12 protein-coding genes are annotated in these 15,373 nt (G+C 56.8%); 4 read left to right on the top strand and 8 right to left on the bottom strand.

The annotated features are described in order from the left end of the window. Positions 1-2: 2 nt before the first annotated feature. From kce to ACR0M2_RS09980, 7 genes are all read right to left on the bottom strand, one after another. The gene (gene kce / locus ACR0M2_RS10010) at positions 3-935 is read right to left on the bottom strand and encodes a 3,5-dioxohexanoate:acetyl-CoA acetone transferase (protein WP_170393431.1); all 933 of its coding nucleotides are present in this window, start codon (positions 933-935) and stop codon (positions 3-5) included. Further along, positions 935-1,729 carry an SDR family NAD(P)-dependent oxidoreductase gene (locus tag ACR0M2_RS10005; protein ID WP_480704896.1) on the bottom strand — a complete coding sequence of 265 codons (795 nt, stop codon included), beginning with the start codon at positions 1,727-1,729 and terminating at the stop codon, positions 935-937. Before ACR0M2_RS10005 ends, kce begins: the two co-directional genes overlap by 1 nt. Beyond that, positions 1,726-3,261, bottom strand: coding sequence for a choline-sulfatase (gene betC, locus ACR0M2_RS10000; protein ID WP_480704894.1), 1,536 nt, complete (start codon positions 3,259-3,261; stop codon positions 1,726-1,728). Before betC ends, ACR0M2_RS10005 begins: the two co-directional genes overlap by 4 nt. Next, positions 3,258-4,379, bottom strand: coding sequence for an aromatic ring-hydroxylating oxygenase subunit alpha (locus ACR0M2_RS09995; protein WP_480704892.1), 1,122 nt, complete (start codon positions 4,377-4,379; stop codon positions 3,258-3,260). The genes betC and ACR0M2_RS09995 overlap by 4 nt, the downstream gene beginning before the upstream one ends. A gap of 443 nt (positions 4,380-4,822) precedes the next feature. After that, positions 4,823-6,091: an O-antigen ligase domain-containing protein gene (locus ACR0M2_RS09990; protein WP_480704957.1), complete on the bottom strand. Its 1,269-nt coding sequence runs from the start codon at positions 6,089-6,091 to the stop codon at positions 4,823-4,825. Positions 6,092-6,096: 5 nt separating this feature from the next. Continuing rightward, entirely contained in the window at positions 6,097-7,578 is a 1,482-nt protein-coding gene (locus ACR0M2_RS09985) for a GumC family protein (protein ID WP_480704890.1), read from the bottom strand. Between the two features lie 114 nt (positions 7,579-7,692). Next, complete coding sequence (locus ACR0M2_RS09980; RefSeq protein ID WP_170350203.1) at positions 7,693-8,307, bottom strand: response regulator transcription factor; 615 nt, start codon at positions 8,305-8,307, stop codon at positions 7,693-7,695. Positions 8,308-8,559: 252 nt separating this feature from the next. Here ACR0M2_RS09980 and ACR0M2_RS09975 point away from each other — a divergent pair, with 252 nt between their 5' ends. The 4 genes from ACR0M2_RS09975 (at position 8,560) to ACR0M2_RS09960 (ending at position 14,026) form a co-directional block, all read left to right on the top strand. Further along, positions 8,560-9,933 carry a WecB/TagA/CpsF family glycosyltransferase gene (locus tag ACR0M2_RS09975; protein ID WP_480704889.1) on the top strand — a complete coding sequence of 458 codons (1,374 nt, stop codon included), beginning with the start codon at positions 8,560-8,562 and terminating at the stop codon, positions 9,931-9,933. A gap of 20 nt (positions 9,934-9,953) precedes the next feature. After that, positions 9,954-10,835, top strand: coding sequence for a UTP--glucose-1-phosphate uridylyltransferase (locus ACR0M2_RS09970; RefSeq protein ID WP_480704887.1), 882 nt, complete (start codon positions 9,954-9,956; stop codon positions 10,833-10,835). A 101-nt stretch (positions 10,836-10,936) separates the two neighbouring features. After that, positions 10,937-11,443: a putative pterin-binding protein gene (locus tag ACR0M2_RS09965; RefSeq protein ID WP_480704886.1), complete on the top strand. Its 507-nt coding sequence runs from the start codon at positions 10,937-10,939 to the stop codon at positions 11,441-11,443. A 132-nt stretch (positions 11,444-11,575) separates the two neighbouring features. Further along, positions 11,576-14,026: an ATP-binding protein gene (locus ACR0M2_RS09960; protein WP_480704955.1), complete on the top strand. Its 2,451-nt coding sequence runs from the start codon at positions 11,576-11,578 to the stop codon at positions 14,024-14,026. A 1-nt stretch (position 14,027) separates the two neighbouring features. On the opposite strand, the gene ACR0M2_RS09955 is transcribed toward ACR0M2_RS09960, so the two are convergent. After that, positions 14,028-15,257, bottom strand: a complete 1,230-nt coding sequence (locus ACR0M2_RS09955; protein WP_480704884.1) for a polysaccharide biosynthesis/export family protein — start codon at positions 15,255-15,257, stop codon at positions 14,028-14,030. Positions 15,258-15,373 lie beyond the last annotated feature (116 nt).

The following is a 15,373-nucleotide window of genomic DNA, read 5'->3' as shown; positions in this document are numbered from 1 at the left end:
CTCTAAAACCCAACCCGATCGCCGCCTTTTAGTGCGAGGCGTTCGCGTGCTTCTGCCGGTGTCGCAACTGAAAGGCCCAGATTTTCGATGATTGTGCGAATGCGGCTCACTTGCTCGGCATTCGATGTGGCAAGCTCTCCCTTGCCGATAAAGAGACTGTCTTCGAGCCCGACACGCAGATTGCCACCGCGCATTGCGCTTTGTGTAGCGAAAGGCATTTGGTGCCGTCCTGCTGCCAGTACAGACCATTCATAGTTTTCAGCGCCAAAAAGTTTGTCCGCCGTATTGTGCATATGAGTCAGATGATCAGGGTCAGCGCCAACGCCTCCTAAAATGCCAAAGACCATCTGGATGAAGAACGGCGGTTTGATAAGCCCTTGATCCACGAACCATTTGACGTTGTAGAGATGGCCCAGATCATAGCATTCAAACTCAAACTTGGTGCCATGATCACCCCCCAGTTTCTCAATCGCATATCGAATGGTCTTGAACGTGTTGGGAAAAATGAAGTCTTCCGTCATCTCAAGGAATGGACGTTCCCAATCGTGCTGAAATTCCGTGTATTTCTGAAGCATCGGGAAGATGCCAAAGTTCATGCTGCCCATATTGAGCGAGGCCATTTCCGGGCTCGTCGAAGTCGCGGCCAACAGACGCTCGTCCATCGACATGCCCAATCCGCCGCCGGTTGAGACATTCACCACCGCGTCAGTGGATTGTTTGATCACAGGCAGAAATTGCTGAAACAATTCAGGTCTGGGATCTGGCTTGCCGGTCTCGGGATGTCGCGCGTGCAGATGGATGATAGACGCGCCAGCCTCTGCCGCTTCAATGCTTGCTGTTGCAATTTCGGCAGGTGTGATCGGCAGGTGGGGCGACATTGACGGCGTGTGAATACCGCCCGTTGGCGCACAGGTGATGATGACTGACTTGGGCATTACAATTTCATCTGTTGCACTTGCGCAGACAGCCCCCCGTCCAAAACCCAAAGCTGACCAGAGGCATAGCGCGCCTCGTCGCTGGCCAGCCAATTGACCAGATTGGCAATGTCCGTTGGCGTTCCATAGGTACGCATCGGGTGCACGTCCCGGACAGCTTTTTGAAGTGTTTCGATGTTGCCCCCCCCGCCGCCAGATCCGTCACCGTTGAAGAAACTCTGCAGCATCGGAGTATCAATATAGCCGGGGCAGATCGCATTGACGCGGATACCCTCAGGGCCATGGTCGCAGGCCATTGCACGGGTTAGCGCATGCACCGCCCCCTTGGTTGCACAATAAGCGGCAAGGCCGGGGTCAGCGATGAACCCATCGTAAGACCCAAAGTTGATCAAGCTGGCGCTGTTGCCAGATTTCGCGGCTTCGCGCATCAATGGAATAGCGTATTTTGAGGTTAGAAAAGTACCCGTGGAATTCACCGCAAAGCTTTGGTTCCATTCCTCCAGCGTGGTGTCTTCGACCGTCTTTTCAATCTCGATCCCTGCTGCGTTCACCAAGACGTCAAGCTTGCCATGAGCGTTGCGGACCTGATCCATCGCGGCGATTGCGTCCGCCTCCTGTGTTACGTCGAGCTTTACAAAGTGGCTGCCGTCATTGTCATGCCTGTCCAGTGACCCTTCGAGCGTCAGGTCTGCGGCGTAAACTGTCGCACCTTCTTTGACGAAACGCGCCACAATCGCACGTCCGATTCCACCCCTTGCCCCTGTAACGAGGGCAATTTTTCCGTTCAGCATCATTGGTCTTGGTCCTTCAATGGGGGATAACGGTAACGCTTGGCCGCAATGGTCCAATCCATATCGTTACGCACATATTGCTTGCTCGCGTCGGATGGTGGGTTGTAGTCCCAAGGCACACTTGCGCCTGCTTCCATCGCGGCATGCAGCGCGCGGCGGGATTTTTGGGTTGCAATGATCTTTGTACGCAATGCCTTGCCATCCCACCGCGCGGCTACTTCATCAGCAAAGGCTTGAGCGGCCTCATTGTAACTGAGGTCGGAGGCCAGATTTCTTGTCTCCAACGGATCAACGCTCAGATCATACAGCTGTGGTGGATCGCTATCGCAGTGGATGTATTTCAATGAACCACGCCGGATCATGATGACGGGAAAGCCCGTCATTTCAGCGCAATACTCGCCGATTGCCTCATCAACGGGGTCGTCCTCGCCCCGCGCCAAGGGCATAAGGCTTCGGCCATCTATAGGTTCGCCGATCATGCTTTCACTACCGCCAGCGATCTCAATAAACGTTGGCAACATATCCACGAGCGACACAGCGTTTCGCGCTGTCCCAACCGCCACGCCAGGTCCCGCCATGACCAACGGCACGCGGGCCGAATGTTCAAAGAAATTCATCTTGTACCACAGCCCACGTTCGCCCAGCATGTCGCCGTGATCTGCCGTGACGATCACGATTGTATTGTCCAGCTCTCCAATCTCTTCGAGCGTTTGAACCAGTTCGCCGATCTTGCTGTCAAAGTAGCTGACATTTGCCAGATATGCGCGGCGCGCGCGGCGCACCTCTTCCTCTGTCAGCGGCACATAGGACGCTTCGATCCCATCCATCAGGCGGCGCGAGAACGGGTCCTGATCATCCAAAGCAGGCGTAAAGACCGGCATGTCGATGTCGTCGTCTGAATAGAGGTTCCACCATTCGGGACGGGCGACATATGGATCATGCGGATGAATGAAGCTGGCAACCATCGCAAAGGGCGCATCATGCCCTAGCGCTTTGTCACGTGCCGCATCGAAAAGCCACCGTTTGGCGGCAAAGCCAACCTCATCATCGTAATCAATCTGGAACGTCGCATGCGCCAGACCGCTTTCCTTGACGGTCTGCATGTTATGATACCACTTATCGATCCGCTCATCGGGGGCTTCCCAGTCGGGCGTCCATGCAAAATCCGACGGGTAAATATCGGTCGTCACGCGGTCTTCGAACCCGTGCATCTGATCAGGGCCGACAAAGTGCATCTTACCTGACAGGCACGTGCGATAGCCCAGCGACTTTAGGTAATGCGCGAAGGTCGGAACAGACGCCTTGAATTCTGATGCATTGTCATAGGCCGCGATTCGGGAGATGTGTTGGCCCGACATAAAGGCGAACCGCGACGGCGCGCAAAGCGGCGAATTGCAATAGGCCGCATCAAAGCGCATCCCTCGCGCCGCTAGCGCATCAAGATGCGGGGTCTTGGCAACGCTATGCCCGTAAGCCCCCGTGAAATGTGGGGCCAACTGATCCGCCATGATCACAAGGATGTTTGCCCGCGTCACGTTGCACCCTTGGCGTAGGCATCCAGAACCAGCCCATGAAAGTGATGCACCGCATGCTCAGATTTGCCCGACCCATCCGGGTCATTGACGATCCTGCCTTGGGTGAAAGCAGGTGTGCTCATACCACGCTGCACAGATTCGACAAGACTGATGTCTTCAACCTGCAGCACCTCATCCAAATAGCGAATGGCATCCAGCTCCATCGCGTCGGGCTCAGGCGTTTCGAGGAAAAAGTCATAGGTCTCCAACGTCCGGTCCGGCCCGACAGGTATGACGTTGAGCACGATCATGCTGGACCGACCCGGATACCGCATCAGGCAAGTTGTCGGATAAAGCCACCAAACCGCATGGGTTTTGACCGTGGCGTTCGACACGTCATATGCGGCATTGGGGCTGTTCCCCGCATCGGCCATGTGGCTGGAGTAAATGCCATAGGTTGTGACCTTGTAAGTATCCATGTCAACAAGATCACAGAAATCCTTATGGGCCGTCGGGCAGTGATAACACTCAAGAAAGTTATCAACGACGTTCTTCCAGTTTGATTTGATGTCATAGGTCAATCGGTGCCCGAAGGTCAGTTGATCCACGTCCGGTGCCCAGTGGCGCACTTCAGTTTCCAGATTGCCTGACTGCTGCGCCAAAGAGGGTGCCTTTGGGTCCAGATTGACGAATACAAATCCGCAAAACTCTTCGACTTGCACCGCGTCGAGGCAAATCTCATCCGTGCGAAAATCTTCTAGGTTCTCGGTGTGGGGCGCGCGGGCCAACTGCCCGTCCAACTTGTAAACCCAAGCATGGTAAGGGCACATTATCCGAGTTGTGTTTCCTTCGCCAGAAAGCAGTTCGTGGGCGCGGTGCTTGCAGACGTTGTAGAAAGCACGCAACGTGCCCTCCTTGTCGCGCACGACGGCAATAGGCTTCCCTGCAATCTCGATTGTAACGTAGGACCCTGGCTCGCGGGTTTTTTCCACATGACAGACCCACTGCCAGGTCTTGGAGATGATGGCCTTGAGATCAGCGTCAAACCACTTTTCTTCCGTGTAGGCCTCCGCTCGCAGTGAACTGGAACGCGATGGATCGGGATCATAGCCAAGAGAAATCGTATCAGAATCTGTCATGTGGTTCCTCCAAGGTTGGCATAGAGTATTCCATTTACAAATCTGAGATATGCATAATTGGTCAGAATTTTGATGTTTTTAGATTGAGCCGGACCGCCGAAATCATAGTCAAGACATTGGTTGCATATGCGGATCCAGATTTCACTGGTGACTACGGAGCGGTCATTTGTTCAAAGCGCAGCATCGGTGAGTATGGGCTCGGAGCGGACCTTCGCTGCAACTTAAATGGGTGTCTGCTCTGCGGACAAACCTGCCTTTCAGTGTATTGGGCGAACGTCCGCTTTCCGCGCTTTGCGGCAGCCGCTAAAAAACCAACAGGGCGGATACCCGATGTGAAAGTACTCACTTTACATGGTCAATATGTCCCTAGCAGCAGTGAAGGACCCGACCCAAAAGAGTGACCGCTGACACTACGCTGGCGTCGCAACAATCCTAACGGCACATCAGCTTCCCAGACGCACTGATTTGACCTCTCGCAAATGCAATCCGAGCATGAGTAGAGTCGGCCAGAGGAGATAGGTTTGGATTTCAACGTTCTCTCCAAAGGTCAGCAGGAGAACTGTGAGCAACAGTCCGAGCGGCAGCCTCCCGCGTTCCGACTTTATTGCGTCCAGGGTGACGATTGCTAAATGAACGAGGAAAGGAACGAGAAACGCTGTAAATCCGGTCAGCCCTTTCACGAATAGCAACCCGTACCAGGTGTGATGGCTGCCTATCGGCATGTACTCAACAAGATGCGCTCCGGGTCTGACTGTGCCGTGCCCGAAAACCACCGCATCCGATTGCCAGCGCTCATACGCAATACGCTGCAGAGTTTCGCGTACGCGGGTACTGTCGGCGCGCGCGGATTTGAAGCTGTAAAGGGCTCGGTTGCCGAACTCAACAAAGACTGCGCCCCAAACGGCTACGGCGGTGGTGACTGCAGACAAAAGAATCCACCCCGAGCTGCGGGCGACAAGTGGCAAGAGGCTGGGTGACAGCGAGCAGATCACCAATCCAACAATGCCCATTCGGGACTTGGACATAAGGATCATCAGAATTCCGGCAGCCAAGCCGACGACCTTCCAGCTGCGGTGCTTTTCTTCCAGGGCAAATAGGACCATGCAGACGCCCAACAAGGCCGCGAATGGCGACCAGGGCGCAAAGAACTGCCACCGCGGCGTGCCGCTGGCGGGGTCGATTGTATACAGGTAGACTGAGAAATATTCAGGTCCCGGGCCGCCCACTGCTTTAAGGGGAGATGTAAACAGCAGATGCGGCAAACCGGCATAGGGGGCGGCAATGAGCAACGGCAGAAGGCACAAGGTCCAAAGGCCCACCACGCATTGCCCTCTGACCAAAACCTCGCGCCGTATTGGCAAAACCGCCCCTGCTAGGATAAACAACGGGATCAGCGCCCAACCCTTTGCCCATCCGATACTCGATTTGATCGTATTGGTGGTGCCGAGGTTCCAATCCGCGTGGCCTGCCCATAGTGAGACCAGCATCACCAGCATGCCAACGCTCCAGATCCAGACCAGAGCAGGTACAGGGCCCGTTGCACGCAGATCCAAGCGGATCGCCGGGCCGAGATAAAGTGACACCCCGGCTATCGCAGCCAACATCCAACCTAGCACCGGACCGACAACATACAGCGCGCCAAGCCCGTAAAACGGCCATGTCCAGATCAGCGTACACCAGACGATCTTTTCGGCTGGCGTTTGAGGGGCCACACGCGTCAAACTGCGGCCTCTTTCTGGTCTTTCAGCAGCTTTGAGATCAGCGGGTTTCGGATCCATGCCAGAACCAAACCCATCAGCAGCATAAGGCTTGCAACGATCCCGGCGGCAATCGAGATCTTCTTGTTCGGCGAAGACGGGCGAGTCGGCAGAGACGGGTTCTCCAGCACTTGGATCAAGGGATAGGAGGCATAGACATCGGTCTTTTTCGACTCGGACCGAGCGATGGCAGAGGCGAACACGGCTTCTGCCACGGCGAAATCTCTCTGCCGATCCTCCAATTCAGCGGCGATGGGGGCGAGGTTTGACAGGCGCAGGGTTTCCAGACGAACTTGTGCGCGCTGTGTCGCGACATGCTCTTCCAATCCGGCGCGCAAGGCATCTTCGCGCACCAACTCGCTGAGCAACTGCGCCCGTTGCCCTTCCGGCGCGCGATCCAGTCCACCGAGCTGCTCGACCTCAAGACCAGTCACCTGCGCCGCGCGTTTTAAAGCAACCGAACGCGCCCCTTCATAGTCGTTCTGGGCATTCACATAGATTGGGTGGCGCGATCCGTAGGTCGCGTCGGCTTGCGCCAGCTTTGCAGCCCCCACCGACACATCCTCAAGCAACGATAGGTACTGCGCATCAGCATAGAGTTTCAGCGTTGCCGCCGCTGCGTCAGAGGGCAGATTCAACGCGACTTGAAGCGCGGCGACGCGTTCCGATTGGCGTGCCAGCTCGCTCTCCTGCTTTCGCAGTTCCTGCTTTGCACGGTCATTAGCGGCGACCTGCTCTTGGTATTGCACGACCGATATCAGACCGCTTTGCGACTGCAGCTGTTTGATCTCGGCCCGCGTGGCCTGAATTGCGCGCGTGTAGTCTTCGATCGCACCGGTATTGCTGGCCTCGCGAGTGGTAATTTCATCGGCGCGCAGGGCGTCAATCTCAGCGAAAAAGGCGGCCACCAAGGCGTCACCATATTGCTGAGCGTCTGCCGGAGAGGCCGCCTGAAGCTCGATATGGATCAGGCTGGTTTGATCGACCAGTTGCACCCGCGGCTTTCCAAACGCGTCCCGGTCAGCCTCTACCGCCTTGGCTGCCGCGTCGAGGATACGGTCGGCCGACAACAAACGTTTATACGTCTCGGTCGGGCTGATTGACCCGTTGGCAAAGGCGGAATTCGCGTATGAGGATGCCTGACCGATATTGGCCAGATTGACCGATGCCGAAGCGCCAGATCCTGGCAGGATCAATGATGCGTGAGAGGTGTATTTGACAGGCGCGGTCGCCAAATAACCGCTGATCGGGGCCCAGATGCAACTCGCCCCAAGAAAGTATAATGCCACGTAACGGGGCAGGCGGCCTACATCGCTAAGGCGCCCGCCCTTTACGAAACGACGCCACCCGAGCGTTCTGAAATTGGATCGGGAAATGCGCACCCAATGCAGAAATTGCATGTCGCGCGTGGACTCAGAAGAGTTCGAAATCTGTTGCGGCATGGAAAAACCCTTTCTTACAAGGGTGATACACCGCATCTGATTGCTGATCATTCGCTCAGCAGGCTAGGGGCCGAGGGGATTGGGAGCGTCCCCTATCCCTTCGGATAGTGAGGCCTAGAACAACCCAGCCTCGCGCGCGGCCAAGGCGGCCTGCGTTCGATTGCTGACACCAACTTTACGGTACAAAGTCTTCATATGCAGTTTGATCGTCGGCTCGGACAGATCCAGATCACGAGCGATTTCCTTGTTGGATTTGCCCTCAGTCAGCCCTTTCAGAACTTGCCGCTCACGCTCTGTCAGTTTTTGAGCCATGGGGTGGGAGTCTTCCGGCTGCTCTGCGTTCATGAAACCCGCAGGAAGGTATTGTTCCCCCATCGCCATAAAGCGGATCGCGTTGACCAGAGATTTAGCCGGTAAAGTTTTTGGGACGAAACCGGCTGCACCAAGCTCTAGCGCGCGTTGCGCCAGATCACGCGAGGTGTCGCCGGTAAATAGGGCCACATGCTGGGCACCGTCCAAAGCGATGCAGGTTTCAAGTCCGGCCAACCCGTTCATGCCGGGCATGTTCAGGTCCAGAAGAACCAGATCAAAGGCTCCGTCGTTCTCAATCAAAGTTTTCGCGGCTGGGAAATCCGGCGCGGTCTCCACCTCGATCCCGCCTGCTGCATCTATGAAGGCAACGAGCGTGTCCAAAATAAGCTCGTGGTCGTCAGCAATAAGAACTTTCATTTCAAACCTCCGTCTGCCCCCAACCACACCCAAATGCGTCGATAAATCATTGAACCCATGGCATGAAGCCTTCCTGACGGACAGGTGAATATCCAATCGGATAGGTCAGCGGGCCGTTTTCACCACGCTATGTGCTGCGGGGTCGTTTGAATAGACCTATTCTCCGATCCCTCTCCGGATGCTCGCCTATCGGTTGCAGGGTCTCATTGGCAGTCTAAAGCCTCAGATTGTTATTGTTGATCGGAGAGTTCTATGCAGTTCCTGTCAGTCCAAGATATGTATAAAGGCGCGCAGTTAACACCCATACCAACTCTGGAAAAGACTGAGTTAATGGGTCTGCCAGTTGTGAACGCTCGATCCGGACAGGTGATCTCCAAACTGCTGGATGGGACACGCCGGACTGTGTTTTTCCTGAACGCACATTGCGCAAACATACGAGCCCGCAACCATACCTATCGAGCAGCATTGGCCCGGGCAGATATGATCCTACCTGATGGAATTGGTGTAGACGTCGCGGCAAAGTTGCAAGGCGTCCAGTTGACCGAGAACCTAAACGGCACGGATTTTGTGCCCAAACTGCTGAAACGCGCTGCGCGTTTTGGGCAGTCGGTCTACCTTTTGGGGGGAAGTCCCGGAACAGCTCAGGCGGCGGCGGCGCGGTTGCAGCACATGATCCCCGATTTGGCCGTGGCTGGTACGCGTGATGGCTACGCGGGGGCCGCGCGGGTTGATGAGGCGATTGACGATATCAACCAGTCTGGCGCAGACATCCTGTTGGTCGCGATGGGCGTCCCGCTGCAGGAGCTGTGGATTATGCAGAACCGCCACCGGCTTGCCCCTTGCGTCGCGCTGGGCGTGGGTGCTTTGTTTGACTTCCTGGCTGGCAACGTGCGCCGGGCACCGCGTAGTGTTCGGCGCGTCCGGATGGAGTGGGCATGGCGGTTGGCGATCGAGCCCCGCCGTATGGCCCGCAGATATCTATTGGGCAATTTCGAATTCCTCGGGCGAGCCGTGCACAATTCTGTTCCCAAGGTCTCAGCATGTCGCCTGCTGGACCTCACTTTGGCGGTGGTCGCGCTGTCTCTTCTGGCCCTGCCCATGGCCGCAATCGCCGCATTAGTGCGATTGGACAGTCGCGGCTCCGCCTTTTTTCGGCAGACACGTATCGGTCGAAACGGGGTGCCCTTCACGATGTACAAGTTTCGCTCAATGACCCCGGACGCCGAAGCGCGACGTGCGGATCTGCTCACCCATTCGGATCGAGACGGCGTGTGCTTCAAAGCCAAAAATGACCCACGCATCACCCGCGTTGGGAAGGTTCTGCGCCGGTTCTCGCTGGATGAATTGCCGCAAATCTTCAATGTGCTGAAAGGGGATATGTCGCTGGTTGGCCCGCGCCCGGCTTTGCCCGAAGAGGTTGCTGCCTATCCCGAACAAGCGCTGGAGCGCCTGCAGGTGCGTCCCGGCATCACCGGCCTCTGGCAGGTTTCGGGCCGCGCAGGCATCGGCTTTGACCACATGATCGAGCTGGATACAGCCTATGTCCGCTCCCGTTCGCCCCTTCTAAACCTCATCCTCATCGCAATGACCGCACGTGCCGTCGTGTCAGGTCGCGGCGCTTACTGATCAAACCTAGGAGCATTGAAATGACACGTATTCGCAAAGCTGTTTTTCCGGTCGCGGGTCTCGGCACAAGGTTTCTGCCCGCTACCAAATCGGTGACCAAGGAGATGTTGCCGCTGATTGACCGCCCCTTGATTCAATATGCGGTGGACGAGGCCCGCGCGGCCGGGATTGATGAGTTCATCTTCATCACCTCAACCGGCCAATCCGCGCTGGAGGCGTATTTTGGTCGCAACTCGGGACTGGAGCGTAAACTGAAGGATGGCGGCAAAACCACCCTGCTGAACCGTTTGCGCCGCACGAACCTTGAGGATGAGACATATAGCTTTATCCAACAAGACAGCCCGCGCGGTCTGGGCCATGCAATCTCTCTGGCACGTGACATTGTCGGTGATGAACCCTTTGCCGTGATCCTGCCTGATGATGTGATCTACGCGCAGCGCCCGGTTCTGGCGCAAATGGTCCAGAACTTTGAAGGCAGCCATATGATTGCAACCGAAGCCGTCCCATCCGACCGGATCAGCGCCTATGGCGTGGTCGATATCGAGCATAGGACAGGGCAGGTGCAACATCTGAAAGGGTTGGTCGAAAAGCCCACTGCCGATCAAGCTCCGTCAGAATTTGGCATTGTCGGGCGTTATCTGATGCACCCTTCTATTTTCGATCAGTTGGACGGATTGGCGCCCGGTGCGGGCAATGAAATCCAACTGACCGATGCGATCGCGGCCGACATCGAAGCGACCGGATGCCGCGGTTTCGCTTTTCAAGGAGAGCGCTTCGATTGTGGGTCGGTCGCCGGGTTTCTTGAGGCAACCACCGTCTTTGCATTGGAACGTGCCGAGCTGCGTGACGGGTTCAAAACCATGTTGCGACAGCGCATGAATCTGCTGTCTACCGCCGCATGAGACCGAGGCATCTATCCGTTCGGATAGGTGCATATCCTCATGACCATCTGTCGCTACGGACCCCTTTCTGGTTTCTTAAGGTCACAAAGATGGAGACCGAGATGCGCCTGTTTTTTGCGATTCTCACAGCGGCATTCACCATTTGCCTGACGCCTGCGCAAGCCGAAGACTTGGGAACTCCGAAAGGAGAAGTCGTCCTGACCGCTTCGGGCAACATCGCACAGACCGGCCCCGACGGGACGGCGCAGTTCGATATGGAAATGTTGCAGGCGCTACCGCAGCGCAGCTTTGAAACTTCGACGATCTGGACTGAAGGCGAGACCAGCTTTGTCGGCGTTCCCCTCTCTGTGTTGCTGGAACAGATCGGAGCAGAGGGTGCTACGATCCGGGCAACGGCGATCAACGACTACGCGGTTGAGATACCTTTGGGCTCAATATCGGCGCAGGACCCGATTGTCGCCTATGAGATGGATGGCGTGGCGATGTCCCGGCGGCAGAAAGGTCCGCTATGGATCGTATATCCCTATGACAGTGATACCAAGTACCAGACCGAGGTGATTTACTCTCGCAGCATTTGGCAACTCGACAGGTTGGAAATCGTTAAATAGCGTGGGGTTACAATACAGTATGAAGTGGATGATACGGGCTAGACTTTGACAAGAAATTTCCAATATCACTCGCGGCGCCGGTGGGCTTTCGGGCTCCTCGGTATCGCCGTTTTGGGTGCCCTTGCTTTGGTCGTGTTGCTTTCCGTCAAGGTGATGTCCGACCTGCGCGACCGGCAGTCAGCCCGAACAGATAACGTGCAATGGACGCTGACGCAGGTCGAGGTCGAGTTCCTGTTCTACCTCAACGCGCTTGAGGCGGGTGTATCGGACGCAGAGCCAAGCACAGAAAACCTGGACCTTGTCCGGCGCCGTTTCGATCTTTTTTACAGCCGAATCGATATTCTAGACACCTCGCGTCTGTTCGAAACGCTGCGAAGCGACCCGAAGTTCGCTGAACCTCTGAACGACGTCTCCGCATATCTGGAGGTCTCGGTGCCTACAATCGATGCTGAGGATCCTGGGTTGAAGGCGGGGCTGCCGGTTCTCTATGACGGCGCGCAGGGGATCGCTCAAAAAGTGCGAGAGCTTTCGGTCTCGGCGATCTCGTACTTTGCAAGCCAGTCGGATCAGCGCCGTGAAGAAACCGCGCTCAGCCTGTTTCAACTGGCCGTTTTGTCCGGGGGATTGTTTCTGACGCTGACCGCGGTCAGCGCCTATCTCCTGGTGGTCAATCGCAAGGCAGATCGACGCGGTGGGGCAATCCAGCAGGCCAACCAGCGCATGAATACGATCCTTTCTACCTCATTGGATGCCGTGATCGTGGTGAACGCCGCCGGTGAAGTGCTGGAGTTCAACCCAGCTGCACAGGCGATTTTCGGGTATTCCGAAGATGAGGCCAAAGGGCATTCGATCGGCGACTTGATTGTGCCTGCGCATCTACGCGCGGCGCATGATGAAGGCATGGAGCGGATGCAGAGCGGGGGCGACCGCCACGTGGTTGGCAAGGGTCGCGTTCAGCTTGAGGCGTTGCGCAGGAATGGCGATGTTTTTCCCGTCGAACTCGCTTTGCAATCCGCTCAGGCCGGGGACGAGGAAATTGTTATCGGTTTCGTCCGCGATATCTCACAAAGCGTTGCGGATCAGAAAGAGCTTGTCTCGGCCCGCGACCGTGCCCTTGCCGGGGAAAAGGCCAAGTCGGATTTTCTGACTGTTATGAGTCATGAGATCAGAACCCCGTTGAACGGGTTGCTGGGCAACCTCACCCTTCTCAAGAATACACGCACGACCAAACAGCAGTCTCAGTTTGTCCGCAACATGGAGATCTCGGGCCAGGTTCTGCAAAATCATGTGGATGCGGTGCTGGATATTGCTCGGTTCGAGGCCGGCAAGCTGTCTGTCGCGCACGAGCCAACCGACCTGAACGCGATGCTGCAGGACCTTGTGGATGGTCAAAGCGGCAATGCGGCCTCGCGCGGCAATTCAATCTCGTGGCAATGGGTGGGCGGAGCCTATCCGCATGTCGCGACTGACGCGCAAAGGTTGCGGCAAATTCTGCTGAACCTTGTGGGTAATGCGATCAAGTTTACCGAAAATGGCCGTGTGTCGATCGAGGTCGAAAGATGTGAACCTTCCGGTCAGGGTAAGGCACATGTCTACGAAGTGCGTGTGATCGACAGCGGGGCTGGCATCGCCGAGGATGAGATCGACGCCATTTTTGATGACTTCTACACCAGCGATCCCTCTATCGGTCGCACGGTCGGAGGGACCGGGCTTGGCCTGGGAATTGCCCGCAGGTTCGCGCAGGCCATGGGTGGTGAGGTGGGGGCGGAAAGCACATTGGGCGAAGGAAGCGTTTTTTGGCTGCGGATACCGTTACAGCCGTCAGCGCGCGACCAACTGCTAGAAGCTGCTCAGATCAATACCGAGACCGCTCTCCCGCTGAACTTGTTGGTGGTCGAAGACAACGAGATCAACCTCGAGGTCATCTGCAACATGCTGGCGCTGGACGGTCACCGTGTAACTACGGCGGAGAATGGGCAGGTTGGCGTCGACAAGGCCAGCAGTCAGAGGTTCGACGCGATCCTGATGGATATCAGCATGCCAGTGATGGATGGGCCAACCGCTGCGCGCCATATTCGTGGCGGTCGGGGGCAGTCGACCGATGTGCCGATTATCGCTGTGTCGGCCAATGTCCTGCCAGATGCGGTTGAGACCTTTCGCGCCGCCGGTATGACGGCTTTCATTGGCAAACCGATCTCGCTGAATGCCTTGCGCAGGGCGCTTTCGGTGGTCACGCGCACCGACGGGCAGATTTCGGAACATGCGCAGCCAGATCCGTTAGCGGAGTTGAAAGGCAGCCTCGGCCCTGAAGGCTTTGCCCGCCTGCATGCCAAGTTCATTGCCGAAGGGGATGAATTGGTTGAACAGCTTGAAACCGGGGCATTTGACCAGACAGATCTAAATCAAATTGCTCAGGCCTGTCACAAACTGGCTGGGAGTGCAGCAACCTTCGGCGTGGAAGAGTTTCGAGAGGCGTTAGTTGCGGTAGAGACTGCAGCCAAGGAACACACAGACATCACTAACAAGCTCGCTGCAGTCTCCACTGCTTGGGAGCGGGCGAAATCATCGCCCGCTAGGGATTGACTTAGGGCGCCAGCAGCGCCGCTGCGCCGACGATGCCAACCGCGCGGGCGACTTCGGTCAGGCCGGTCACCTTACTGTCGTAGCATGCAATCGCATCTCCTGGCAGAACATAGGGGTCATAGTCATCGCGATCCCCACGTCGCAGCAGCTTTTCGATATTGCGTTCAATGACGATCGAGTTCCCGGTCATCGGGTTGCGGGTGAACAGGACCGCGCTGCGATTGGCATTGGTGGTTTTGGCCCCACCGACGCAATTGGTATCGACTACGGCCTGCAGGTAGCGCGTCCCATAGGGTACCTCACGCACGTCTCGTCCAATGGCCGACTCTGCGTTGCCGGTGGCAGGTTGCGTGAGGTTGGACATATAAAGCGTTACGCCGGGCGGGCTGATCGGGCTGGGACGCATCAAATCATCCTGGAAACACCCTCGGCTGTTGACCACGATCTGATCCCCGGTCAGCAGCATGATGTCGGTCGGATCCGAGCCTTCGAACACCCCGCGCAGGTCCATCCGGTAGATCGTGCCCTGCCGGTGCAGCTCAACCGCTGACAGATCCGCATCCGGGCGCACACCTCCGGAAGCGCGAATGGCGACCGAGAGGTTGCGCGCCTCGGTCGAGGCACCCAGTACGCCCTGACGCCCTCGATCCAGCGCGTCGCCGGGGATGCCTCCGATCTCGACCGAATGGGGTTCAAACACAGCGCCTTTCACGCCGACAGTGACCGAGGCGAAATCGCTGATGCGCGCCGTGACGCGCGGGGAACTGTCGTAGAACTGTGCGGCTACCAGAACCCGGGCCACGTCTCGCTCGACCTGCTCGGTCGTTCTGCCCTGCGCGCGCACCGGCGGCAGGTATGGCATCTTCAGGTCGCCATCGCGGGACACAACATAGGTGTCGCTGAGAAGCTCATCCCCGTCGATGGTGATCTGCACCATATCATTGCGCGAAAGTTTCTCGCCCAGCAGAGGGCTAAGCGCGGGTTTAGACCATTTGGCAAAGGCGTTTGTGCCCTGATCCCCGGTCGGAGGCAAACAGGCGCGCCCGTTCAAATGTTCCGCTTGCAGCAAGGGCGCATTTGCCCGGCGGCGTGATGGGGCACGGTACTGCGCCTGATAGCTTTCGCCTTTTGCGACGGGTTCGATGTTGCGTGGGGTCTTCATGCTGCTGCATCCCGACAGAGCAATCGCGCTGACGGCCCCTAAAGCCAAAACTTTGAAATGTCGTTTCATTTTGAACTCTCCTGAACTGCATCCACAGCTACAGCAGTGTCTTGATGTGCGTCAGACCGGCATCGGGATTGCCGTTTATCCCAATCGGATAGGTCGCTCGCCCGATGGTTCGTCTG

Source organism: Ruegeria sp. BE10, from assembly GCF_056538905.1.
This window is presented reverse-complemented; position numbering and strand designations above follow the sequence as displayed.